This window comes from Bradyrhizobium sp. NDS-1 (genome assembly GCF_032918005.1).
GTDB classification, from domain to species: Bacteria; Pseudomonadota; Alphaproteobacteria; order Rhizobiales; family Xanthobacteraceae; genus Bradyrhizobium; species Bradyrhizobium tunisiense.
The window spans coordinates 6,426,025-6,448,090 of sequence record NZ_CP136628.1 but is presented as its reverse complement, the minus strand read 5'-3'; the positions used below and the strand labels follow the sequence as shown (position 1 = coordinate 6,448,090).

The following is a 22,066-nucleotide window of genomic DNA, read 5'->3' as shown; positions in this document are numbered from 1 at the left end:
CCGCAGTCTCAGCGCCCCTTGATCTCCGCGTATTTCGCCATCGCTTTCTCGAACTTCCGGTTGAATAGCCACATCGCAGCGAGGATCTCGCGGAAGCTGGCCGAGGTGCGCGCCCGGTCGGCCTGTCCGAACGCGAAGATGCTATTGTTGCGCAAATACTTCATGACCGTGGGGCTTGACACCCTGTAGTTCAGGAGATCCCCCGACTTGAGCGCCGACCGCGTCGGCGTCGGAACGATCTGAATCAACTGGAACAGCTTCATCTGGTCGATCGGGTCGGGCAGCGTCTTCACGATTCCCGGAATCTCCCTGAAGATATCTGCATGCGCGTTCATCAGCCCGTTGCGCACGTTCGTCCAGTGGTTGAAGCGCTGATCGGTGCCGTGGGCTCGTGCCTCCTCCTTGTCGTCGCGTGCGCTGAATGCGGGATCGATCGCGGCGATGTCGCCTTTGATGGCCTCCCATTTCCTGCGGCCGTTGCGGTCTTCGGAGGGGCCGGTCTGGAAGCTACCCATATAGGTGTTGGAGCGCGCATTGCGGACGTTCTGCTTGCCGTTGGTTTCCGCATAGAACAGCCCGAGGCTGATGCGCCCCGCAATATCGGCGTGAATTGGCGCCAATCCCTTGGCGCGCGCAATGGCGACGGCGAGGTCGACGACGTCCTTGAACGGCGTCGGCGAGTTCTGCGCGCCGGCTGGCGGCGCCTCCATGATCTCGAACAGCGCGGCATATTCGTCGATCAGCGGCTCGATGGCGGCGTCGAAATAGGCCGGGGGAATCTCGAACTTGTTGGGCTTTCCGATTCTGGAGGGAATGGCGTCCGTGAGATCCTTGTAGGTGCTGATGACGGCGACCCGCGCCAGGTAGAGCGCTTGCCCCGGCAGGTTCGGCAAGGTCTGCTTCGCATCGATCTGACGCCGCCGCTCCGCCAGGATGGATCTGAAATCGGCGAGCGCGCTGTCATAGGCAGCGAGCGCCGCCGCCTGCTGAGACGTAAGCTCACGCTGCTGCCCGAGCGCGGGCGCCGTGACAAGCAAGGCGAGCGCCGCAAGGGCTGCGGCGGCAAGACGTCTCAATCCCATGGCCGGTTCCCATCGATTCGGTCGCCAGTGAGATCGTAAGCATCGAAGGCGCGAGCTGGCGAGCCGCAATCTCGCTGGCTGGCCGTCTTCCCCTCACGCCGCCCGGTAGTCCGGCGCCGTAGCCAGGAACTTGGCATAGTCATCCGCATCCGGCGGCGAGAAGCGCCCGGCAAGGCCGCCGCGCTTCTGGTTCTTGGCGCCGATGTCGGCCATCAGCTCGTCGAAATGCCGGTAGTGATAGGGCGCGACGCAGAGGCCGCCATAGACGCCCGCGGCCGGCCGTTCGACGCGCTTGAAGTGCAGCATCATCTCGATGTTGTCGCGCATCGCTTGCGTCGTCGGTTGTTTGGCGAGCTGGCCGTCGGCATAGCGGACCAGCCAGTTGGCGGCGAGGTCGGCACAGAGCACGGTGCAGAACGAGGAGTTGAAGCCGACGAAGCCGAGCTCGGGCAGGTCGGGGTTGGCGATCAGGCGATAGAGCCGGTACTGCCCGTCGGCATCGACCAGCTTTTGCCTGTAAGCCTCGGGGAGGAACGGCACGCCGAGCTTGTATCCGATCGCGGGTACGGCAACGTCTGCACCGACGCGTTCGCCGCCGCTCATCACGATGATGTCGCCGTCATAATGATCGAACGTGCCGAACACCGCCTTGATGCGGCCGTCCGCGACCATCGGATAGAAGCCCGGCGTTGCGATCGGCACCGAGCAGTTGACGCCATCCTCGATCCGCTCCTTCGGCACCATGTTGCACCGGCCAAGCTTGAGCTGCGCCTTGAGCAGGCTCTCCAGCCCGCGCCAGTTCGCCCACACCAGCGGCGCGGCGAGGCGGTGCGCGAGCCGGGCGACCGGGCCGATGCCCCAGCCGGGAAACATCTCCTCCTGCGCGCGGATGTAGAGGATGCGCTTGAAGTTCACGAGGCCGCCGATGAAATAGGGGATGCGCCAGACGGGCTCGCGCATCACGATGGTGACCTCGCGCGCCCCCGATTTCACTGCGTTGACCGCGATGTCCGTCGCCGATTTCGAGCCGCCGAGCACGACGACACGGCGTCCCTTTGCCAGCGAGGGATCGCCATATTTCGACGAATGCAGGATCTGGCCGCCTTGTGCCAGAAAGCCTTCCTCGCCCGGGCAACGCAGCTCGCGCGGCTCATTGAACTGCCCGGTGCACACGGCGACGAAATCGAAATCCTCATTCGTCGTGCCGTCCTTGCCTGATAGCGCGAGCGTCCATCCCGGCTTGCCGTCGGCGCGGCGCGCCATGCCTGCCACGGCCGTGTCGAGGCGCAACATGCGGTCGAGGCTAAAACTTTTCGCATAGTCGGCGAGATAGGCGTGAACCTGCGGCCCGGTTGGCCATTCCGGATAGGCCTCCGGCATCGCGCGGTCGGTGTAGCGATAGAGCTCCTTCGGGCTCTGCGTCTGCACGTCGGGATAGGAGCGCGCCGGCTCCCAGACGCCGCCGAGATCACCAGAGCGTTCGACGATGGTGACGCGGTGGCCGCGGGAGGAGAACGCCTTGGCGGCGGCGAGGCCGGAGACGCCGGCGCCGATCACGCAGACATGCTTGGGAGTGACCATGGGTTTGCTCGCAATGTGTTTTCCGCGCAAGCGGCCACGTTCGGCCGCAATGCGCGGCCGGCGGGCCGGCAAGCAGATGAAAGTGGACGAGGGACCTAGTCGTTGGCTTCGGGCGGCAGGAAATCCACCTCGTGCATCGCCGAGATGCGCACGACTTCGGCAGGGTCCGTCAGATTGTGCAACTGCTCGAACAGTGCCTCCAGCTTCTGCATCGGCGAGACCCAGAACAGCGCTCGGCACGGCTTGTCGGATTTGTTGAAATAGCCATGCGGGATGCCGCGCGGCATGCGCACGAGATCGCCGGCATTGGCCTTGACCCATTTGCCGTCGAGCTTGAGGTCGAGCGTGCCCTCCTGCACCAGGATGAACTCGTCCTGGGTCGGATGGATGTGCACCGGCACGAACTGGCCGGGATCGCTGTTGGTCTCGAATGCGAAGGTGGAGTCGGTGACAGCCTTGGGGAAATAGACCTGGCCGAGGATATTCCAGCTCTTGCCGCCGTAGCCTGTGCCAGCGGCGGTAATGCCCTTTTCGAGTGCAGTCATGACGCGCTCCCATTGGATTCCGGCGAGGATGGAGCTTCAATCAACAATGGGCCGCCTGTCTATCCGCTAAACGAATCCAGAGGGGGTGCTGCTATGCAGCACGACGATTTCGCGGCGGCCCTTTCCGCGTTCGGGGAACTATTATAAGCTTAAAGCAATTCCCGGGCGCGAAGCGTGGTCGAGCGATGTCCGCAGCCGAGCTGGAAATGAGCGCAAGAGCCTCCGCAGCCGAACGGCTCGCGGATTTCGCCCGCGTCACCACTGATGATGTCGACGAGGCGGCCGAGGAGATCGGGCGCATCTTCTGCCCGCACGATTTGAAGCCGACACAAGCGCGTGCGGCCGGCTTCTCCGCCCGGCACAATTGCGCCGATTTCGACGGCTTTTCCATCAACTACGTCGCCTATGGCGGATCGGTCGGCATCGATCCCGGCTGCCTCGAGCGCTTCTTCCTGGTGCAGGTCCCGCTGACGGGCACCGCCCACATTCGCGCCGGCAATACCGAGCTCGATGCCACGCCGGAGCGGACGGCGTCGCTACTGTCGCCGACGATCCCGACCCGGATGATGTGGCGCGACTGCGCGCAGGCGATCCTGCTGGTCGACCGCCGCATGGTCGAGCAGCGTGCCGCGGCGCTGTCGGGCAGGGCATCAGGCCCTGTTGAGTTCGATCCTGTGATCAATCTGGACGCACCGTCGGGGCGCGCCTTGCGAACTAGCCTTGCCGAACTGATGACGCTTGCCGAACGCCGCGGTCCCTCCGGCAGGCTGTCAGCGGTTGCCATGGCCGATTGGCGCGAGCTTCTGCTCGATCATCTGCTCAATGGTCAGCAGCATGGCCTGTCGGATGCGATCACGACATTCTCCGGCCGAGCCGAACGCCTGCCGCGCGCCCTCCGTGCGGCGCGGGACCACCTTGCGGACAATGCCGGTGAGCCGCTCGACCTCGCGCAACTTGCCTGCGCCGCCGGCATCGGCATCCGCGCGCTCCAGCTCGGCTTCCGTCGTCACTTCGGCCTGTCGATCTCGCAGATGCTGCTCGACATGCGCCTCGCCGGTCTGAACGTCCGCCTCGCGCAGGCTGCGCCCGATGCCTCCATCACCGACCTCGCCTTCGATCTCGGCTTCACCCATCTCGGCCGCATGGCCGGTGCCTACCGCGAGAAATTCGGCGAGACGCCGTCGGCGACGCTGCGGCGACGGATGAGTTAGATCATCGGCCCGGTTTTTTTGCTTCTGCGCGAAGCCCCTTCACGAATTGACATGCACGAAATCCCGCAGCAGCGGATAGATCTCGTTGTTCCAGCGCTTGCCCGAGAACACGCCGTAATGGCCGACGCCGGCCTGCATGTGATGCACCCTGCGATAGGCGCGCACGCTGGTGCAGAGGTCCTGCGCCGCGAGCGTCTGGCCGATCGAGCAGATGTCGTCCTTCTCGCCCTCCACCGTCATCAGGCCCATGCGGCTGACGGCCTTGGTGTTCACGGGGCGACCGCGATGCATCAGTCTGCCCTGCGGCAGCAGGTGCTCCTGGAACACGTCGCGTACGGTCTCGATGTAGAACTCGGCCGGAAGGTCCATCACGGCGAAATATTCGTCGTAGAAGGTCTTGATGCTCGCGGCCTTGTCCTTCTCGCCCTTGGCGATGTGGTTGGCGAGATCCATATGCTGCTTGATGTGGCGCTCGAGATTCATCGAGACGAAAGCGGTGAGCTGCACGAAGCCTGGATAGACCTTTCGCAAGGCGCCGCGGCATTGAACCGGAACGTAGTTGATCAGGTTCTGCTCGAACCAGTCGATCGGTCTGCTCTTGGCGAACTCGTTGACCCTGGTCGGCTGTATCCGCGTGTCGATCGGGCCGGCCATCAGCGTCAGCGTCGCCGGGCGCGAGGGATGGTTGTCCTCGCACATGATCGCGGCGGCCGCGAGCGCCGACACCGACGGCTGGCAGATCGCGACCATGTGCGGGCGCGGGCCGAGTTGGCCCAGGAAATCGATCAGGTGCTCGGTGTAGTCGTCGAGCCCGAAGCGGCCCTCGCTGCGGGGAATGTCGCGCGGATTGTGCCAGTCGGTGATGTAGACGTCGTGGTCCTGGAGCAGCGTCTTCACGGTGCCGCGGAGCAGCGTGGCGAAATGACCGGACATCGGCGCCACCAGCAGCATGCGCGGCTGCTCGCCCACGCCGTCCTTCCGAAAGTGCAGCAGCGAGCCGAACGGCGTCGCGTAGGCGATCTCCTCGGTGACGGCGACTTCCCGATTTCCCACCATGACGCTGTCGATGCCGTAGGCCGGCCTGTGGTAGGTGAGGGTAGAGCGCGAGATCAGCTCCAGCGCCGCCGTCAGCCGGCCGACCACCTGATCCGACATGCCCTGCGGCACCAGATTGAGGAATCTGAGCGCGGACGAAGCCCCCGCGCGCCACGGCGCGGTCAGGTCCATGTGGTTCTGAAAAGCCTGATAATACATCGACATCATACTGAAACGCCCACCCGTTCCGTGAGCCTATGCAATAACGACGCCAAACGTCGGTCGGACCGGGCCGCGAAATTGGCACGTCGCTTGCTGTTCACGTCACGGCAAGCACAACGCGCGGCCGCGGGCCGGCGGAGGCGGGAGCAGGGAAGAGCCATATGGCAAAGGCGACACTGACCATCAGCAGCAAGAACTATTCGTCCTGGTCGCTGCGCGGCTGGCTGCTGGCGAAATTCTCCGGGCTCGATTTCGAGGAAATCGTCACCGCACCGGACGATGCGTCGGCGCGCGCCGAAATCCTCCTGCTGTCATCCTCGATCCTGGTGCCGTGCCTGCGGCACGAGGGCGCGGTGGTCTGGGATACGCTGGCGATCGGCGAATATCTCAACGAGGTGATGCCGTCAGCCGGTCTGTTGCCTGACGACCGCGTGCAGCGGGCCCATTGCCGCTCGATCTCGGGCGAAATCCATTCCGGCTTCACCACGCTGCGCGCCTCGCTCCCGGTGAATCTGAAAGGATACTTCCCCGGCTTCAAGATCTGGTCGCGGGCGCAGGCCGACATCGACCGCGTCTGGTCCATCTGGCGCGACTGCCTGACGGCATCGGGCGGTCCCTTCCTGTTCGGCGCGCAGCGCACCATGGCGGATGCGATGTACGCGCCGGTGGTGACGCGTTTCGTCACCTACGACGTCAAGCTGGAGCCGCTGCTGAAGGCCTATGCCGACACCATCATGGCGATGCCCGAGATGCAGGAATGGATCGCGGCAGCAAAGGAGGAGCCGGCCGAGATCGAGGAGCTCGAGGTCGAATATTAGGCAGGCATGACGCGGCCTTGCCTGTTTCGGGGGCGGGACCGGCTGCAGCCACCCGAGAGAGCTATGCCCTTGTGGGAATTAACCTTTGGCGCCCGTGAGGGGTCGATGCCGTTCGCCACGTCGCACAGATATTGTACGCTCCCGCACAGCAGCATCGACATCTAGCCGTGAACAGCTGCGTACACGGCCTTTCCGCTGATTCGGACGTGATTCGTTCGGGCCGCGTTCCGTTGGTTAAGGCGGAGCGCGGCACCGTTGCATTCTGGAACAGATATGGGCTTCAGGCGGCCCCGCGCTGCCTCACGCGCGGCAGGCGCCAGCCGATGACGGTGGCTTCAACCGCAATGCCGGCTTCGTTGTTCTGCCAGCGTCCCTCGACATAGCGGCAGGCGAACGGCAGTTGGTACGTTCCGCTGTGGTCCTCGCACAGCACTTCGAGCGCCAGGCCCGGCGGTGGTTCTCCGGCGCCATCGAATTCCGCCAGTCGTCTATCGCGCGTTGCCATTCCAAAAATCTCCCCTAAACAAAGCCGCGGAACGAGCGCCCACTTCTTCCGCGTGCGGATCATCGTTCCCCGTCCAAGGGAACGGGCTCAAGCTCAACGCGAGAATGCGGTACGAGTGTGGTAGCCTCGCCTTGCGGTGCGCAAAAAGCGCACATTGCCGTGATCGATCGGACGAGGAACCATCCATGCTGCTTCGAAACGCCGGCATTTGTTTCGCAACGTTGCTGCTCGCAACGCTGGCGAATGCGCCCCTGCACGCGCAAGACGTGCCCGGGATCGAAATCTGCACGGTCGAGAAGACCATGGAGCGGCGCACCAGCTGCCTGCAGAGCAATGTCGACTTCCTGCAGAAGACGATCACGAAGCTCAACCTCGATCACCAGCAGAAGCTGGACGCCGCGGCTCGCCAGATCGAAGCGTTGAAAACGAGCGTTGCCGGCCTGCAGAAGACGCTTCTCGATCTCCAGGCCGCGCAAGCGAAGACGGCGGAGGATCTGAAGAAGAAGCAGGACGCGTCGCCGCCGAAGGACGCTGCGAAATAGCAGAGCCGCTTGCGGGAGAGGTCGCGCCAGAGGCGCGGGTGAGGGTGCTATTCCCTGGGGGATGATCCCATCGCGGAAGCCCTCCCCCAGCTCTGTCCTGCAAAGCGGGAGGGAGCGCGCTTCCCGTGTGGCTTACGCCCTACGCCGCAACGCGTGCGTTGCCGTCGACCAGCGCTGCCAGCTCCCGCGCATCCGCCACCACGCGCACGGCGAGCGGCTCGTCGCGACCGCGGATCGCGACCTCCTGCTGCGGCAGGGCGTCGTCGGCAAGGCCGGCGGAGCGGCGGACTTCTTCCGAAACCACGGCCTCGCAAGCCAGCGTCTTGGTCATGTCCTGCAGCCGGGCCGCGACATTCACGGCATCGCCGAGCGCGGTGAAGACGATGTGATCGCGATAACCGATGTCGCCGATGATGACCTCGCCGCCATGAATACCGATGCCGAAGCGGATCGGCTGGCGCAGATCGTGGCTCAGGAGCTCGTTGAGCTCGTCGATATGCGTGGCGATGCCGGAGGCTGCCTTCAACGCTTGCCTGCACGCTTCTTGCGGATCGGCGGTCAATCCGAACAGCGCCAGCATGCCGTCGCCGACGAACTGGTTGGGCTGGCCGCCGTTCTCGATCACCGCCTGCGAGACCGCACCGAGGAAGCGGTTGACGATGAAGACGGTGTCGAACGGCAGCCGCTTTTCCGCGAGCTGCGTCGAGCCGCGCATGTCCACGAACAGGCTGACGAGATAGCGCTCCTGGCCGATTCTGGTGGGTGTCGAGGCCAGCCCGTCCGCCGCATTCGTGTGCGGCATGAAGAGCTGGAAGAAGGAGAGGTCGGACGTCGGCCGCAGCTGGCAGGCCAGCCGGATCGAGGGATCGGCGGTGCCGACGCGGGTGAGCACGAAGGCCTCGCGCTGCGACGGGGTGGGCAGCGCGCCATGATCGCCGATGATGCGGATGCGACAAGTCGAGCAGCGGGCGCGGCCGCCGCATACGCTGGCGTGCGGCACATTGTGGCGCAGGCTCGCTTCCAGCACGGAGAGGCCCTTGGGGACCCGCACCGTCTTGCCGTTGCCGTAGGACAGCGCGACCATGCCGCCGCGCCGCTCGCGCAGGGCCCGCACGCCGCGTGCCGCCAGCGCCAGCGCGAGCAGACCGAAATAGCCGATGGTGAGGCCACCGGTGATGCGGTCGAGCGTGTTGTTTTCCGCGACCGTCCCGACCTGACGGCGGGCGAGATTCTGCGTGCGCCATTCCCGGTCATCAGCTTCGATCGCAACGCTGCGGCCGCCCTGATAGATGCCGAGCAGGGACAATGTCGGGACCAGCACGGCGGCGGCGAGCAGGTAGGGCGCCGCACGCGGGAAGAACGGTTTGAGGCGAAGCCAGAAATAGATGCCGATGCAGCCGTGCACCCAGGCGATCAGCAGGAGGATCGTCATCTGCCAGAGCCGCCCGGGCGCGGCGACGAAAAACAGGTAGAGCTCCTGCGGATAGAGCTTCTGATGATCGTAGAGCGTGTAGCCGAGCCGTACGCCGATCACGTGCCCCATCACCAGCGCGGGGATGCTCAAGCCCAGCAAGAGCTGAAGCGGCTCGATCGTCCGCCAGCGGAACTGGCGGCGCTGATACAGCGCATAGATGCCGAGCCCCATATGCGTGAGCGCCGCCGAATAGAAGACGATCGAAACGGGAAGGAACTGCCAGAAGAGGGTGTGGTAGTAGACCCCGGCCTCCATGGACTCGACCGAGATATTGCCGAGCGCATGGTTGAGGAAATGACTGACCACGTAGGCGAACAGGATCACGCCGCAGATGAGCCTCACCTGCCGCACACTGATGGCGCGGACAAGTTCGGACGTCTGTGCGGGAGCAATGGCCATGATTCGATTGTATCAGCTCACGAAAGAGAACAGCCAGCGTAGCGTTTAATTCCTGATGTGGACAGCCTGCAGGATCACAAGCGTGGCAAGCCAACCACACCTCCGCCGTCGTCCCGGACAAGCGCGCCCTCAGGCGCGCAGATCCGGGTCCATAGCTCCAGGGAGTGGACGACACCGAATGCGTGGTCCCCGCATTGACTCCCCCTCCGAGGTTGGCGAAAAGCGCGGCCGTGACGACAGCCCCTGACTTCACCATGCCTTCCGGCAGCGCCTCCCGCCGGCCCCTCCTTGTGGCCGCAGCGATCATCGCCGCGATGACGCTGCTCCGCATCGTCTACGCCTCCGCGATCGAGCTGCGGACCGACGAGGCCTATTACTGGACCTGGTCGAAAGAGGGAGCGCTGAGCTTCCTCGATCATCCCCCGGGCATCGCCTGGCTCATCCGCTTCGGTACCGCGATGTTCGGCGACACCTCGCTTGGCGTCCGCTTCGGCGGCATCGTCGCGATGCTGGTGACGCAGCTGCTGCTCGCCGACATCGTCCGCCGCCTCACCCATGATGTGCGCGCGGTCGTGTTCGCGCTGCTGATGCCGGAAGCCGCGCTCTATTACGGCCTGCTGATGGCCAAGGTCGCGCCCGATGTCGCCATGATCCCGTTCGCGGTGGCAATGATGTGGTCGCTGGTGCGGCTGGCGCAGAGCGGCGACGGACGCTGGTGGCTCGTGGCCGGGCTGTTCGCCGGGCTGTCGATGCTGTCGAAATTCACCGCGATCATGTTCGCGCCGGCGGTCGCCGCCTTCCTGCTGGTGCCGGATTGGCGCTGGCGCTGGTTGCGCAGCCCCTATCCCTATTTCGCGGTGCTGGTTGCGATTACGGTGTTCTCGCCGGTGCTGATCTGGAACGTGCAGCATGATTGGGCCTCGTTCCGATTCCAGGGCGTGCGCGCCACCGCCAATTACGGCATCTCGCTGCGAACGATCGGCGACTTTATCGGCCTGCAGTTCGGTCTGGTCGGCTTCGTCATGCTGCCTGTGGTGCTGACAGGCCTGGTGCTGACGGCATGGCGCGGTTATCGCACGCGCGAGCCGGTCGCGATCCTGCTGGCGACCGCGGTGCTGGTGCCCTTTCTGTACTTCCTCTTCAAGTCGACCACGCTCCGGGTCGGCGACACATGGCCGATGTTCATGTGGCCGGTCGGCTTCGCGGCGGCGGCCGTGAACCTTGCGACGATGGCAAAGGAGGGTTGGTCGGGCCGGATGCTCAACTCGTCGCTGTTCTGGGCCAGGACAGCGATCGTCTCGGGCATCGCCTTCGTCGTGATCGTGTTCCTCTATTATGTCGCCGCGCCCTGGAATCTCCTGGGGAAGATCGATCCGATTGGCGCCGAAGCCGGTTACGAGCAGGTCGCCGCGCGCGCGCAAGCCGCGCTGGATGAAACCGGCGCGACCTGGATCGCCACCACGGACTACCGCACCTATGCCATGTTGCGCTGGTTGTTCCGGGGCCGCGTGCCCGTGATCGAGATCAACGAGCGTGGCCGCTTCCAGGATTTTGGTGACCCCGGTCTGGACCGGATCAAGGGCCACGCCGGCATCTATGTTGGCCGCGAGCCGGACGATCGCTCCTCGCTGTGGGAGAACATCCCCGCCACGCGCGAACGGCTCGGCCGGGTCGAACGCCGCTGGCGCGGCGTTCTCTCGGATACCTATGTGCTGGAGAAGCTTACCGGCTGGACGCCGGAGCTGTCACCGCCAAAGGACTCGCCGCTGTTTAGGTGGAAAGTGCTGGCGGGAAAATTTGAAAAGCTAGCGAGCCCCACCCGTCTTGCCGCTACGCCTCTCCGTCCTTCTTCCGCAGTAGATCTGTCGCGAGATCCGACAGCTTCGGCGGCGGTAATGCCGCGAACGGCAGCGGCCGCGTGACGTCGATCGCCGCCAGTCCCAGCCTCGCCGTCAGCAAACCATTCAGGACGCCTTCGCCGAGCCGCTGCGACAGCTTCGCCGCGATGCCGTGGCCGAGCATCTGCTGCACGAGACTGTCACTCGCGGCCATGCCGCCTGTGATGGCGAGATGGCCGATGATTTGGCGGAGCAGGCGGATCATGCCGAGCGCGCCGGGCCGGCCGCCATAGAGATACGCAAGCTGGCGGATCAGGCGCAGCGCGGCGACGAACACGAACAGCACGTCGATCGCGGCGCGTGGGCTCACTGCGGTCACGATCGAGACTTTTTGCGCGGCTGACGACACCAGCCGCCGCGCCTCGGCATCCAGCGGCGACATCAGCTCGCGCTCGGCGAGCCGGATCATGTCGGCGCCGTCGATGATCTCACCGGCATGGCTCTCCAGCGCGGCGCGGGCGCGCGCGAGCTGCGGGTTCTGGTGCGCGATCTTGAGCAGGTCCTGCACGATGACGCGGCTCTCCTTGCGGTCGTCATTGGCAAGGACGGCGGCGGCGCGCTGGTGCAGTTTTTCGATGGTGGCGAGACGTGCAAGGCCAACCGCCTCGCGGCCGATCACCACCGCGAGCGCGAACGCGGTCACGAGCGCGAAGGCGAGCCCGACATAGCCCAGGCTTTCGCTGCGCGCGAACAAATCCTCGATCAGATGGACGACGCCCAGTCCCGTGCCCAGCAATGTCAGCCCGGCAACGCCCGACCAGAACAGCGTGCCCCAGGGAAAGCCGCGCCGAGCGGGGAGCGCGGTTTGAACCGGCACCGGCAACATGGCCGGATCGGGCTCCGGCGTGATCTGGATGGTGGCGCGGCCGAGCCGGCTGGTGTCGTCGGCCTCGGTGACGACGACGCCGGGATCGTCGAGCCGGAACGTCGCCGGCCGCCGTGGCTTCGATCGGTCGTTCATGCGAGCTTGTCTCCGATCAGGAACTGCAAGGCACGGTCGAGGCGGATGTGTGGCAGCGTCGGCGGCTCGCCGCCCTCGCGATCGAGGGCGGGCGGACGAAAGCGCAGGAAGCGGAAGTCACTCTTTTCGGCAGCTTCGGTCGCGAGGCCACGGAACGCATCCGTGCCGTTGAACAGCGGCTCGGGATCCAAGGGCAAATCGCCCGGAAAAGTCGCAACCTCCGTGTTGCCGTCGAAGAACTCGCCGCCGGCGCTTTCGCCCGCGGCCGGCGTTCCCAGAATTGACGGCAATTTGTCGCGGCCCCGCGCGACTTGGGCTTCTCGTGTGGCGCGCACCGCGGCAAGCGCCACAACGTCGATCGCCGCGCCGGTATTTTCCGCGCGCGCAACGGCGCCGGAGACGGCGCGGCGCAGCACGGCCTCGAGGCGGTCGTGGCTGGAATGATGCAGATGGTCCGCCTTGGTCGCTGCGAACAGGATGCGGTCGATGCGCGGCCGGAACAGGCTGGAGAGAATCGTGCTGCGGCCGATGTTGAAGCAGCCGAGAATGCCGGCGAGTGCGGCTTCGAGATCGTGCAGCGCCTCGGGACCGGAATTGAATGCGGCAAGCGCATCGGCCAGCACGATCTGGCGATCGAGCCGGGCAAAATGATCGCGGAAGAAAGGGCGCACCACCACATCCTTGTAGGCCTCGAAGCGGCGCACCATCATCGCCCACAGCGAGCCGTCCGGCGCCTGCCCGCCGGCGGGCACGTCGAGCGGTGCAAAGGTCAGCGCCGGGGAGCCTGCGAGATTGCCGGGCATCAGGAAGCGGCCGGGCGGCAACAGGCTCATTGCGAAGCGCTCATCGCGGCAGGCGCGCAAATAATCGGTGAAGAGTTTTGCCGCGGTGAGCGTCGCCTGCTCGTCCTCGCGCGCTTCGGGCTTGAGCGTTGCGAGATGCGCGTGCCATTCGCTCGCAAGATGCGCACGCGGTGCCTCGCGCGACAGCGCAAGGCTCTCCGCCGACCATTGCTCGAAACTCTTCTGCAGCAGCGGAAGGTCGAGCAGCCATTCGCCGGGATAGTCGACGATGTCGAGCGTCAGCGTGCGGTCGGCGCCGTTCGGGCGCTGATAGTCGACGACGAGCCTGAGCTCGCTGATGTCGACGGTCGAATTCGGCCAGCGCCGCTCCTCGATCAGCGCGCGCAGATGGTTCTCATAGGCAAAGCGCGGCACCGCATCGTCGGGCTGCGGCGCCAGATGCGCTCGCGCGATCCGGCCCGAGGCATAGGCTTCGAACACCGGAAACCGACCGCCGCGGGTGAGGCCGTGGATCAACGCGGTGATGAACACGGTCTTGCCGGCCCGCGACAGGCCGGTAACGCCTAACCGCACCGTCGGATTGAAGAAGTGCTCCCCATAGTCGATCAGCGCCTGGGCCGACAAGCGCGCTTCTTCGACCATATCCTGGAAACTGAATGCCATATGAACGTTAAGGGATGTGGGGCGGGGATACGCAGAATGGACTAGTCACAAAAGTGGCAACTGCCTGAAGAAAATCAAGCTTCATACTTCCACCGCCTTTGTCGGTAAATCAGCCGTTTGAACGACGCGCCGATGCCGAAACACCCATAGAAGAGGGCATCACCTCATTTTGCGGATTGCCATGACCGTCTTCCAGCTGAAACAGCTCGCATCCAGCTCCATGCACGCCGCGGCCGACGCGATGGGCTGGAACTATGACCGCGCCGAGGTCATCGCCGATGGGATAGTCCATGCGATCGGCGTCCTCTCCGGCATCATCGCCGCGACCGTGCTGATGGTGCTGACGGCGGTCTATGCCGACGCCACAGACATCGTCGGCGTCTCGATCTATGTCGCCGGCCTGCTCTCGATGCTGGTGCTGTCGGCGACCTATAATCTCTGGCCGGTGTCGCCGGCCAAATGGCTGCTGCGGCGGTTCGACCATTCGGCGATCTACCTCCTGATCGCGGCGACCTACACGCCGTTCATCCTGGAGGTGAAGGACAGCGGGTTCGCGCTGGTGCTGCTCGCCGGCGTCTGGTGCGTTGCGATCCTCGGCATCGTGCTCAAGCTCTTCTATCCCGGCCGGTTCGACCGCGTTTCGGTCGGCATCTATCTGGCCATGGGCTGGAGCGGCGTGATGCTCTACGACGCCGTGGTCCGGGCGCTGCCCGCGCTGGTGCTGGGCTTCATCCTTGCGGGAGGACTGCTCTACAGCTTCGGCGTGATTTTCCACGCCTGGCGGCGGCTGCGCTTTCAGAATGCGATCTGGCACGGCTTTGTTTTGGCCGGCGCGGCATGCCATTATACCGCGGTGCTTGACCTCGTGTTGAGCTGAGCAAGCTTCAAGAAGCGGTATAAGACAAGAGGAGACGTCGCATGCAGGTGACCGGCAAGGTCGTGGTCGTCACGGGCGGCGCAAACGGCATCGGCAAGGCGCTGTGCGAGGCCTTTCACAACGCGGGCGCAGCCAAGGTCGTCGTCGCGGACATGGATGCCGCCAACGCGCGGGCGGTCGCGGCCATGGTGGATGGTGCGGCCTTCAAATGCGACGTCGCGCAGGAAAAGGACATTTCGCACGTCATCGAGGAGACCGAGCGGCAGTTCGGCCCCATCGCGCTGTTCTGCTCCAATGCCGGCATCGGCGGCGGCTTCGACCCGATGTCCGTCAATGCCGGCGGCGCCTCCGATGAGCCGTGGCAGCGCAGCTGGGCGATCCACGTCATGGCCCATGTCTATGCGGCGCGGCACCTCGTCCCCCGCATGAAGGCGCGCGGCGGCGGCTATTTCCTCAATACGATTTCGGCCGCGGGTCTGCTGTCGCAGGTCGGCAGCCCGGCCTATTCGACGACCAAGCATGCGGCGGTCGGCTTTGCCGAGAATCTCGCGATCTCGCACAAGGCTGACAACATCAAGGTCTCGATCCTCTGTCCCCAGGGCGTCGATACCAACATGCTGCGCTCGATTCCGAAGGGCCCGCAATCCGGCGACGGCGACCTCACGCCCGAGCAGGTCGCGAAGGACGTGCTCGCCGGCCTCGAGCAGGAAACGTTCCTGATCCTGCCGCACCCGCAGGTGCTCGGCTACATGCGCAAGAAGACCGAGAACTACGACCGCTGGCTCGGCGGCATGGCCAAGATCCAGGCCAGGATGCGGGAAGAGTTCGGGAAGTAGGCTGCCGCTGTCGCTGCGGTTGACCCTGTCATGCCCCGCGAAAGCGGGGCATCCAGTACTCCGCGGCGGTCATTGGTTTGCACAACTGGCGCCGCGGAGTACTGGATCGCCCGGTCGAGCCGGGCGATGACACCGAGAGTGTGGTCACGCCGCCGCACCCGCCTCATCCTCCACCCGGCTCTGCCTAAGCGCCCGCGCATAGAGCATCATCCCCTCGCGCACCGTGCGCTGCTCCGCTTCTGTCAGCGCCGCCAGCGCGCCGAGCACCTGCTGCCGTCCGAATGCATGCAGCGCCTCCAGCGTGCGCCGCCCTTTCGCCGTCAGCGACAACAGCTTGCTGCGGGCATCAAGCTCATCAGGCGTCTCACGCAGCTCGCCGCAATCGATGAGCTTGCGCACCAGGCGGCTGACGCTTGACTTCTCCAACCGCAGGAAATCGCCTAGCTCGCCCGAGGTCATGGGGCCGCGGATGCCGATTTCCAGGATGGTATGCACCGCCGAGGGCGGATAGTCCGACGCCGCCACCGTCGCATCCATGAAGCCGAGCTCGCGCACCATCAGCCGCGAGGCCGCGCGGATGTCGTCGATCAGAGCAAGCTCGTCCATCTTGACTCCCGGCATATAGTTGTATCATACAACTATATGAGCGCAACGGCGCGCGCAAGCGTTTTGGAGTAAGCCATGAGCGGAGCTTTGCCGACGGGAACGCGGATGACGGGTAAGGTCTGCCTGGTGACCGGCGGCGGCAGCGGCATCGGCCGCGCCACCGCGCTGCGGATGGCGACCGAAGGCGCCGAGGCGATCATCGTTGCGGGCCGGCGTGAAGCCGAGATCGAGGCGACCGCCGCTTCATGCCGTCAGCTCGGCGCCGATGCGATCGCGCTTAAGACCGACATCACGCGCGAGGACGACGTTGCGCGCCTCGTCGGCACGGCGATCGAGCGCTGCGGCCGGCTCGACATCGCCTTCAACAATGCCGGCTTCCAGGAGCGCCGCGCGCCGCTGCAAGAACAGGGCATGGACATTTACGACAGCGTGTTCGACACCAATGTCCGCGCGCTGTTCCTGTGCCTGCGCCATCAATTGCCTGTCATGCTGGCGCAGGGGCGCGGCAGCATCGTCGTCAACGCATCCGTGAGCGGCGTGCGCAATCCCAATCCCGGCTTCGCACTCTATTCGGCCTCGAAGGCGGCCGCGATCTCGCTGACCCGCTCGGCGGCGCTGGAGAACGCCCCGCGCGGCATCCGCATCAACGCCATCGCTCCCGGCCGTGTCGTCACCGACATGATGCTGCGCGCCGGCGTCGGCGACGTCGCAACGGTGAGCGCCGGCCTGCCGCTACGACGGATGGGCAGCCCGGAGGAGGTGGCGGAGGCCGTGGTGTGGCTGTCCTCGGATGCGTCGTCCTATGTGGTCGGACACGTGCTGGCCGCAGATGGAGGATTCTTGGCGTCGTGATGTGCTGGTCGGCGTGCCAAACCATCGGTGTCGTCCCCGCGAACGCGGGGACCCATAGCCACAGGAAGGAGTTTGGCGGAGGCTGGTTGTTTTGCCCGCGGTATTGACACCGGCGCCTTACCGAAAGATCACGCGGTATGGGCCCCTGCGTTCGCAGGGGCGACGGCATCAATGCTTCTGCCCGTACAGCACCGGCACCGCCGAATCCACGGCGACCTCGACGAGGCTGGTGCCTTCGAACGCCATGCCGCGCTTCAGCGCCTCGCCAAGCTCCGCCGCCTTCGTCACCCGCACCGCATGGCAACCCATGCCTTCGGCGAGCCGGACGAAATCGATCCCCGGCAGCTCCAGCCCGGGCACGTTCCGCACCTGCATCACCTGGCTGAACGAGCGCATCGCGCCGTATCCGGAATTGTTGAGGACGACGATCGTCAGCGGCAGCTTGCGCTGTGCTGTGGTCCACAGCGCCTGGATCGAATACATCGCCGAGCCGTCGCCGATCAGGCAGACCGTGCGCTGCTTCGGCTTGCCGAGCGCCATGCCGACGGCGGCGGGCAGCGAGTAACCGAGGCCCCCGCTCGCCATCGTGTAAAAGCTGTCCTGGCCGGGCATCGGCATGAACTTCTGCATCGCCGGCCGGTGCGAGGGCACTTCCTCGACGACCGACGTACCCTCCGGCATCGCCTGCGACAGCGAATGCAGCAGGAATTCGACCGGGAGCGGATCGGCGGCTTGAGGTGCCGGCGGCAGCGTTCGGCCCTTTGGCGCCGCGCGTTTGCTCTCCGGCAGCAGGTCGAGCAGCATGTTCAGGGCCGGCTTCATCGTGGCGATGATGCTGGTGCCGATGGGCGTCACCGCCGCCGCGTCCGGATCATCGGTGATCTGGAAGATCGTCGCACCGCCGTCGAAGATCGCGGCATGGCCCTCGACATGGAAGGTGAACACCGGCGCGCCGATGACGACGACCAGGTCGTGCTCGCGCAATGCATCGGACAGCTGCGCAGGTGAGGCGTGCAGGAAGCCCGCGAACTGCGGATGCCGCTCGGGGAACGAGCAGCGCGCTGAGAACGGGCTGACCCAGACGCTGGCTTTCGCCTTCTCCGCGACGCGCACCATCAGGTCGACCGCGCCGGCGCGGTCGACGCCGGGGCCGACGACGAGGGCAGGGTACTTTGCGCCGACGAGCGCCGCGACCAGCGCCTTTATCGCATCAAGCTCGGGGCCGATCTCGCGGCTGACCTTGCGCGCCTCGACCGGCGCACAGGCATGCGCCCAGTCGTCGATCGGGATCGACACGAAGGCCGGCCCGCACGGTGGCTGCATCGCGGTGTAATAGGCGCGCGCGATTGCAGCCGGCACATCCTCGGGCCGCGCCGGCTCGACGCTGTATTTGACGTAAGGCCGCGGGAATTCCGACGCGCGCTCGGCATAGAGGAACGCCTGCAGCGGCAGGATCGAACGCGCCTGCTGGCCCGCGGTGATCACGAGCGGTGTCTGGTTTCGGTGCGCCGTGTAGATGTTGCCGAGCGCGTTGCCGACGCCGGCGGCCGAATGCAGATTGACGAAGCCCGCATTGCGCGTCGCCTGCGCATAGCCGTCGGCCATGCCGACGGCGGAAGCTTCCTGCAGCGCCAGCACGTAGTCGATGTCGTCGGGCCAGTCGCTCAGAAACGGCAGCTCGGTCGAGCCGGGATTGCCGAACACTTTTGCGATGCCGAACGAACGCAGCAGGTCGAGCGTCGCCTGCTTGACGGTGACGGATCTGCTGCCGGTCTTGCCGTTCTTGGCCATGGTTTCCGGTCCCTGTTTATTCCTCATCCTGAGGAGCGCGTCTTCGCGCGTCTCGAAGGATGAAGGCCCGGCTGGTGCCCTCGCCCTTCGAGACGCGCGCGAAGGGCGCGCTCCTCAGGGTGAGGGTCTAACTTCCTACATCGCCGTTACATTCGCAATGACGAGGAGAGAGCATCACCACACCGCCGTCCCCTTCATCGTCGGCTGTCCCTCCGCGTTCGCGGTCCACAGGTCCATGCCGGACTCGGTCTCGTTGGCGTTGACGGAGAACTCCGTGCCCTCGAATAGCGGCTGCAGGCCGCGATACGAAAACTTCTTCGGCGCCTTGCCGCCGTGCAGCTTCGCCGCCATCTCGATGATCAGCGCCGCCTGCAGCGGGCCGTGGAAGATCAGGCCCGGATAACCCTCGACCTTGGTGACGTAGTCGCGATCGTAGTGGATGCGGTGGCCGTTGAAGGTCAGCGCGGAATAGCGAAACAGCAGCACGGGATCGGAGACATGGGTCTCGCGGTGCTGCGCCTTCGGCGGTGGGGGCGGGGCCTTGGCGCTGGCGGACGCGCTGCTCGTCATCTCGCGATAGACGATGTCCTGCCGCTCGCGGATGGCGACACCGCGCGGGGAGGAGATGCTATGCTCGACCGAGACGAAGCACAGCGTGCCGGTCGAGCCTGATTTCACCTGCACATCGGCGATGCGCGAGGTCCGCGTGGATTCATCGCCAACCTGCAGCGGCTGCAGGAATTCGATCTCGCCGCCCGCCCACATCCGGCGCGGCAGCGGCACCGGCGGCAGGAAGCCGCCGCGGGTCGGATGACCGTCGGGTCCGAGCATCGACATCGGAAACACCGGCTGCGCCAGGCACCAATGTACTGTGAACGGTGCGGCGTCACCCTTTTTGGGCTCGCCGACATCCTGGAACAGCGTCGCGCGCAGGCCCATCACGAGCTGTGCGGTGACGATGTCGGTGGCTTCCGTGCTGCGGCCGATCCATTGCCTGAGATGATCGATGTCGAGCTTCTCGGTCATGTTGCCTCGCTCTTGTTATTTCTTGGACTTCGGGTTTTCGCCGATCGCGGGCACGGCACCATAGCTGCGGGTCTCGCCGACGATGATCGGCGCCGGCGCGGGATAGCTGACGCGTCCCTGCGGCGTGTCGACCTCGATGCGGCGCAGATGCGGATGATTGGTGAGATCGGCCATGGTGTTGACCTCGGCAAACGCGATGTCGGCATCCGACAGCCGCTTGAGCAGTTCGTCGCGCGTCAGCTTGCCGAAGATGTCCGCAACGGTCTTGTCGGTGAAGTCGCGGTTTCGCACACGCTCGACCATGTTGGCGACGCGGGAATCGGCGGGCAGATCAGGCTGATCCAGCACCTTGGCACACAGCGTCTTCCACTCTCGCTCGCTCTGGATCGAGATCAAAATGTCCTTGCCATCCTTCGAGGTGAACACGCCATAGGGCGCGATCGAGGGATGGCGCAGGCCCATGCGTTTGGGCGGGTTGCCGGCTTCGGAGTTGAGCAGCGGCACGGTGCACCAGTCCGCCATCACGTCGAACATGGAGATGCGGATATCCGCGCCCTTGCCGGTGCGGCCGCGCGCGATCAGCGCTTCAAGGATCGCCGCATGCGCGGTCGCGCCGGTCGCGACGTCGACGATCGACATGCCGACGCGCGAGGCTCCATCAGGGTTGCCGGTGATGGAGGCAAGCCCGCTCTCGGCCTGGATCAGCAAATCATAGGCCTTGCGGTGCGCGTAGGGGCCCTCGTCGCCATAGCCGGTGATGGTGCATGAGATCAGCTTCGGATAGTCCTTCAGCAGTCGCTCGCGCGAAAAGCCGAGCTTGTCCATCGAGCCGGGCTTCAAATTCTGGATCAGCACGTCGGCGCTGGCGATCAGCTTCTCCAGCGCGGCGCAGCCTTCTTTGGTGGCGAGATCGACCACGGCGGATTGCTTGCCGCGATTGAGCCAGACGAAGTAGCTGCTCTGGCCCTTGGCCGCCGCGTCATAGCCGCGAGCGAAATCGCCCTCGGGCCGTTCGATCTTGATCACCTCCGCGCCAGCGTCCGCCAGCCGCGAGGAGCAGAACGGCGCCGCCACCGCCTGCTCGACCGCGATCACCCTGATCCCGTCCAATGCTCCCATGGTTGGACCTCAGTACGAGCGCGGCATGCCGAGCACGTGCTCGGCGACGAAGGAGAGCACCAGGTTGGTCGAGATCGGCGCCACCTGATAGAGCCGCGTCTCGCGGAACTTGCGCTCGACGTCGTATTCCTCGGCAAAGCCGAAGCCGCCATGGGTCTGGATGCAGGCATTGGCAGCTTCCCAGGACGCATCGGCCGCCAGCATCTTGGCCATGTTGGCCTCGGCGCCGCAATCGAGCCCCGCCTCGTATTTGCGCGTGGCTTCCTTCACCATCAACTCGGCCGCGCGCATCGAGGCATAGGCCTTGGCGATCGGAAACTGGATGCCCTGGTTCTGGCCGATCGGCCGGCCGAACACTGCGCGCTCCTTGGCGTAGTTGGTGGCCTTGGCGATGAACCATTTTGCGTCGCCGACGCATTCGGCCGCGATCAATATGCGCTCGGCATTCATGCCGGACAGGATGTAGCGAAAACCCTTGCCTTCCTCGCCGATCAGGTTCTCGGCCGGCACCTTCATGTCGGTGAAGAACACTTCGGTGGTGGCGTGGTTCATCATGGTGCGGATCGGGCGGATTTCGAGGCCGTTGTTCTTGGCCTCGCGCATGTCGACGATGAACACGGAGAGGCCATCGGTGCGCTTCTTGGCCTGGTCCTTCGGCGTGGTGCGCGCCAGCAGCACCATCAGGTCGGAATGCTCGGCGCGGCTGGTCCAGATCTTCTGGCCGTTGACGATGTAGCTGTCGTTGCCGTCCTTGCGCGCGAAGGTTTTCAGCGAGGACGTGTCGGTGCCGCTGGTCGGCTCGGTGACGCCGAAGGCCTGCAGGCGCAACTCGCCGCTGGCGATCTTCGGCAGGTATTTCGCCTTCTGCTCGGCGTTGCCGTGCCGCAGCACGGTGCCCATCGTGTACATCTGGGCATGGCAGCCGCCGCCGTTGCAGCCCGCGCGCTGGATCTCTTCCAGGATCGCCGCGGCCGCAGACAGCTTCAGGCCCGCGCCGCCATACTCCTCGGGAATCAGCACCGAGAGATAGCCGGCCTCGGTCAGCGCATCGACGAAGGCCTTGGGGTAGGCCATCTCGCGATCGAGCTTGCGCCAATATTCGCCGGGAAACTGCGCGCAGAGTTTTGCGACGGCTTCGCGGATGTCGGCGTAGTCTTCGGTGTGGTGTTCTTGACTCATGGCGTTTCCAATTCTTAGCGGCAGTTAAGATAACGCCGGCC

20 protein-coding genes are annotated in these 22,066 nt (G+C 65.2%); 7 read left to right on the top strand and 13 right to left on the bottom strand.

Features of this window, described 5'->3' with window-relative positions:
• Positions 1-8: 8 nt before the first annotated feature.
• The 3 genes from RX330_RS30065 to RX330_RS30055 all read right to left on the bottom strand — a co-directional run bounded on the left by RX330_RS30065 (position 9) and on the right by RX330_RS30055 (position 3,208).
• Positions 9-1,082: a hypothetical protein gene (locus RX330_RS30065; protein WP_317244000.1), complete on the bottom strand. Its 1,074-nt coding sequence runs from the start codon at positions 1,080-1,082 to the stop codon at positions 9-11.
• Positions 1,083-1,175: 93 nt separating this feature from the next.
• The gene (locus RX330_RS30060) at positions 1,176-2,663 is read right to left on the bottom strand and encodes a flavin-containing monooxygenase (RefSeq protein WP_317240892.1); all 1,488 of its coding nucleotides are present in this window, start codon (positions 2,661-2,663) and stop codon (positions 1,176-1,178) included.
• A gap of 95 nt (positions 2,664-2,758) precedes the next feature.
• On the bottom strand, positions 2,759-3,208 hold the full coding sequence (locus RX330_RS30055) for a cupin domain-containing protein (protein ID WP_212088819.1): 450 nt from the start codon (positions 3,206-3,208) through the stop codon (positions 2,759-2,761).
• A 185-nt stretch (positions 3,209-3,393) separates the two neighbouring features.
• Between RX330_RS30055 and RX330_RS30050 the strand changes: the two genes are divergently transcribed.
• Positions 3,394-4,419 (top strand): AraC family transcriptional regulator, encoded by a 1,026-nt coding sequence (locus RX330_RS30050; protein ID WP_317240891.1) that lies wholly within the window; start codon positions 3,394-3,396, stop codon positions 4,417-4,419.
• A 39-nt stretch (positions 4,420-4,458) separates the two neighbouring features.
• On the opposite strand, the gene RX330_RS30045 is transcribed toward RX330_RS30050, so the two are convergent.
• Positions 4,459-5,682, bottom strand: coding sequence for a polyhydroxyalkanoate depolymerase (locus RX330_RS30045; RefSeq protein WP_212088823.1), 1,224 nt, complete (start codon positions 5,680-5,682; stop codon positions 4,459-4,461).
• Positions 5,683-5,837: 155 nt separating this feature from the next.
• Here RX330_RS30045 and RX330_RS30040 point away from each other — a divergent pair, with 155 nt between their 5' ends.
• Positions 5,838-6,494, top strand: a complete 657-nt coding sequence (locus RX330_RS30040; protein ID WP_212088825.1) for a glutathione S-transferase family protein — start codon at positions 5,838-5,840, stop codon at positions 6,492-6,494.
• A 280-nt stretch (positions 6,495-6,774) separates the two neighbouring features.
• Here the strand turns inward: RX330_RS30040 and RX330_RS30035 are convergent, their stop codons facing one another.
• A complete protein-coding gene (locus tag RX330_RS30035; protein WP_091966320.1) occupies positions 6,775-6,999 on the bottom strand; it encodes a hypothetical protein in 225 nt (74 codons plus the stop codon).
• A gap of 185 nt (positions 7,000-7,184) precedes the next feature.
• Between RX330_RS30035 and RX330_RS30030 the strand changes: the two genes are divergently transcribed.
• Positions 7,185-7,541, top strand: a complete 357-nt coding sequence (locus tag RX330_RS30030; RefSeq protein WP_317240890.1) for a hypothetical protein — start codon at positions 7,185-7,187, stop codon at positions 7,539-7,541.
• A gap of 139 nt (positions 7,542-7,680) precedes the next feature.
• Here the strand turns inward: RX330_RS30030 and RX330_RS30025 are convergent, their stop codons facing one another.
• On the bottom strand, positions 7,681-9,414 hold the full coding sequence (locus RX330_RS30025) for an adenylate/guanylate cyclase domain-containing protein (RefSeq protein ID WP_317240889.1): 1,734 nt from the start codon (positions 9,412-9,414) through the stop codon (positions 7,681-7,683).
• Between the two features lie 254 nt (positions 9,415-9,668).
• Here RX330_RS30025 and RX330_RS30020 point away from each other — a divergent pair, with 254 nt between their 5' ends.
• Positions 9,669-11,336, top strand: a complete 1,668-nt coding sequence (locus RX330_RS30020; protein ID WP_317243999.1) for a glycosyltransferase family 39 protein — start codon at positions 9,669-9,671, stop codon at positions 11,334-11,336.
• On the opposite strand, the gene RX330_RS30015 is transcribed toward RX330_RS30020, so the two are convergent.
• Positions 11,245-12,273: a YcjF family protein gene (locus tag RX330_RS30015; RefSeq protein ID WP_317240888.1), complete on the bottom strand. Its 1,029-nt coding sequence runs from the start codon at positions 12,271-12,273 to the stop codon at positions 11,245-11,247. The two genes, RX330_RS30020 and RX330_RS30015, sit on opposite strands and share 92 nt — an antisense overlap.
• Positions 12,270-13,739 (bottom strand): YcjX family protein, encoded by a 1,470-nt coding sequence (locus tag RX330_RS30010; RefSeq protein ID WP_212088833.1) that lies wholly within the window; start codon positions 13,737-13,739, stop codon positions 12,270-12,272. Before RX330_RS30010 ends, RX330_RS30015 begins: the two co-directional genes overlap by 4 nt.
• Positions 13,740-13,920: 181 nt before the next feature.
• Here RX330_RS30010 and trhA point away from each other — a divergent pair, with 181 nt between their 5' ends.
• Both trhA and RX330_RS30000 read left to right on the top strand, forming a co-directional pair.
• Positions 13,921-14,616, top strand: a complete 696-nt coding sequence (gene trhA, locus RX330_RS30005) for a PAQR family membrane homeostasis protein TrhA (RefSeq protein WP_212088835.1) — start codon at positions 13,921-13,923, stop codon at positions 14,614-14,616.
• A 41-nt stretch (positions 14,617-14,657) separates the two neighbouring features.
• The gene (locus RX330_RS30000) at positions 14,658-15,452 is read left to right on the top strand and encodes an SDR family oxidoreductase (protein WP_212088837.1); all 795 of its coding nucleotides are present in this window, start codon (positions 14,658-14,660) and stop codon (positions 15,450-15,452) included.
• A 144-nt stretch (positions 15,453-15,596) separates the two neighbouring features.
• Here RX330_RS30000 and RX330_RS29995 read toward each other — a convergent pair whose 3' ends face one another.
• Complete coding sequence (locus tag RX330_RS29995) at positions 15,597-16,058, bottom strand: MarR family winged helix-turn-helix transcriptional regulator (protein ID WP_212088839.1); 462 nt, start codon at positions 16,056-16,058, stop codon at positions 15,597-15,599.
• Positions 16,059-16,133: 75 nt separating this feature from the next.
• Here RX330_RS29995 and RX330_RS29990 point away from each other — a divergent pair, with 75 nt between their 5' ends.
• Complete coding sequence (locus RX330_RS29990; protein WP_317240887.1) at positions 16,134-16,910, top strand: SDR family NAD(P)-dependent oxidoreductase; 777 nt, start codon at positions 16,134-16,136, stop codon at positions 16,908-16,910.
• Between the two features lie 168 nt (positions 16,911-17,078).
• Here the strand turns inward: RX330_RS29990 and mdlC are convergent, their stop codons facing one another.
• From mdlC to RX330_RS29970, 4 genes are all read right to left on the bottom strand, one after another.
• Entirely contained in the window at positions 17,079-18,701 is a 1,623-nt protein-coding gene (gene mdlC, locus RX330_RS29985; protein WP_317240886.1) for a benzoylformate decarboxylase, read from the bottom strand.
• Positions 18,702-18,875: 174 nt separating this feature from the next.
• The gene (locus RX330_RS29980) at positions 18,876-19,727 is read right to left on the bottom strand and encodes a MaoC family dehydratase N-terminal domain-containing protein (RefSeq protein ID WP_317240885.1); all 852 of its coding nucleotides are present in this window, start codon (positions 19,725-19,727) and stop codon (positions 18,876-18,878) included.
• 15 nt (positions 19,728-19,742) lie between these two features.
• Positions 19,743-20,846: a CaiB/BaiF CoA transferase family protein gene (locus RX330_RS29975; protein WP_317240884.1), complete on the bottom strand. Its 1,104-nt coding sequence runs from the start codon at positions 20,844-20,846 to the stop codon at positions 19,743-19,745.
• A 9-nt stretch (positions 20,847-20,855) separates the two neighbouring features.
• Positions 20,856-22,025, bottom strand: coding sequence for an acyl-CoA dehydrogenase family protein (locus RX330_RS29970; RefSeq protein ID WP_317240883.1), 1,170 nt, complete (start codon positions 22,023-22,025; stop codon positions 20,856-20,858).
• Positions 22,026-22,066: the final 41 nt, after the last annotated feature.

What these genes read in the sequence shown, in the direction of transcription:
- RX330_RS30065 (WP_317244000.1), bottom strand. Translation starts at nt 1,082, where the DNA reads ATGGGATTGAGACGTCTTGCCGCCGCAGCCCTTGCGGCGCTCGCCTTG.
- RX330_RS30060 (WP_317240892.1), bottom strand. Translation starts at nt 2,663, where the DNA reads ATGGTCACTCCCAAGCATGTCTGCGTGATCGGCGCCGGCGTCTCCGGC.
- RX330_RS30055 (WP_212088819.1), bottom strand. Translation starts at nt 3,208, where the DNA reads ATGACTGCACTCGAAAAGGGCATTACCGCCGCTGGCACAGGCTACGGC.
- RX330_RS30050 (WP_317240891.1), top strand. Translation starts at nt 3,394, where the DNA reads ATGTCCGCAGCCGAGCTGGAAATGAGCGCAAGAGCCTCCGCAGCCGAA.
- RX330_RS30045 (WP_212088823.1), bottom strand. Translation starts at nt 5,682, where the DNA reads ATGATGTCGATGTATTATCAGGCTTTTCAGAACCACATGGACCTGACC.
- RX330_RS30040 (WP_212088825.1), top strand. Translation starts at nt 5,838, where the DNA reads ATGGCAAAGGCGACACTGACCATCAGCAGCAAGAACTATTCGTCCTGG.
- RX330_RS30035 (WP_091966320.1), bottom strand. Translation starts at nt 6,999, where the DNA reads ATGGCAACGCGCGATAGACGACTGGCGGAATTCGATGGCGCCGGAGAA.
- RX330_RS30030 (WP_317240890.1), top strand. Translation starts at nt 7,185, where the DNA reads ATGCTGCTTCGAAACGCCGGCATTTGTTTCGCAACGTTGCTGCTCGCA.
- RX330_RS30025 (WP_317240889.1), bottom strand. Translation starts at nt 9,414, where the DNA reads ATGGCCATTGCTCCCGCACAGACGTCCGAACTTGTCCGCGCCATCAGT.
- RX330_RS30020 (WP_317243999.1), top strand. Translation starts at nt 9,669, where the DNA reads ATGCCTTCCGGCAGCGCCTCCCGCCGGCCCCTCCTTGTGGCCGCAGCG.
- RX330_RS30015 (WP_317240888.1), bottom strand. Translation starts at nt 12,273, where the DNA reads ATGAACGACCGATCGAAGCCACGGCGGCCGGCGACGTTCCGGCTCGAC.
- RX330_RS30010 (WP_212088833.1), bottom strand. Translation starts at nt 13,739, where the DNA reads ATGGCATTCAGTTTCCAGGATATGGTCGAAGAAGCGCGCTTGTCGGCC.
- trhA (WP_212088835.1), top strand. Translation starts at nt 13,921, where the DNA reads ATGACCGTCTTCCAGCTGAAACAGCTCGCATCCAGCTCCATGCACGCC.
- RX330_RS30000 (WP_212088837.1), top strand. Translation starts at nt 14,658, where the DNA reads ATGCAGGTGACCGGCAAGGTCGTGGTCGTCACGGGCGGCGCAAACGGC.
- RX330_RS29995 (WP_212088839.1), bottom strand. Translation starts at nt 16,058, where the DNA reads ATGGACGAGCTTGCTCTGATCGACGACATCCGCGCGGCCTCGCGGCTG.
- RX330_RS29990 (WP_317240887.1), top strand. Translation starts at nt 16,134, where the DNA reads ATGAGCGGAGCTTTGCCGACGGGAACGCGGATGACGGGTAAGGTCTGC.
- mdlC (WP_317240886.1), bottom strand. Translation starts at nt 18,701, where the DNA reads ATGGCCAAGAACGGCAAGACCGGCAGCAGATCCGTCACCGTCAAGCAG.
- RX330_RS29980 (WP_317240885.1), bottom strand. Translation starts at nt 19,727, where the DNA reads ATGACCGAGAAGCTCGACATCGATCATCTCAGGCAATGGATCGGCCGC.
- RX330_RS29975 (WP_317240884.1), bottom strand. Translation starts at nt 20,846, where the DNA reads ATGGGAGCATTGGACGGGATCAGGGTGATCGCGGTCGAGCAGGCGGTG.
- RX330_RS29970 (WP_317240883.1), bottom strand. Translation starts at nt 22,025, where the DNA reads ATGAGTCAAGAACACCACACCGAAGACTACGCCGACATCCGCGAAGCC.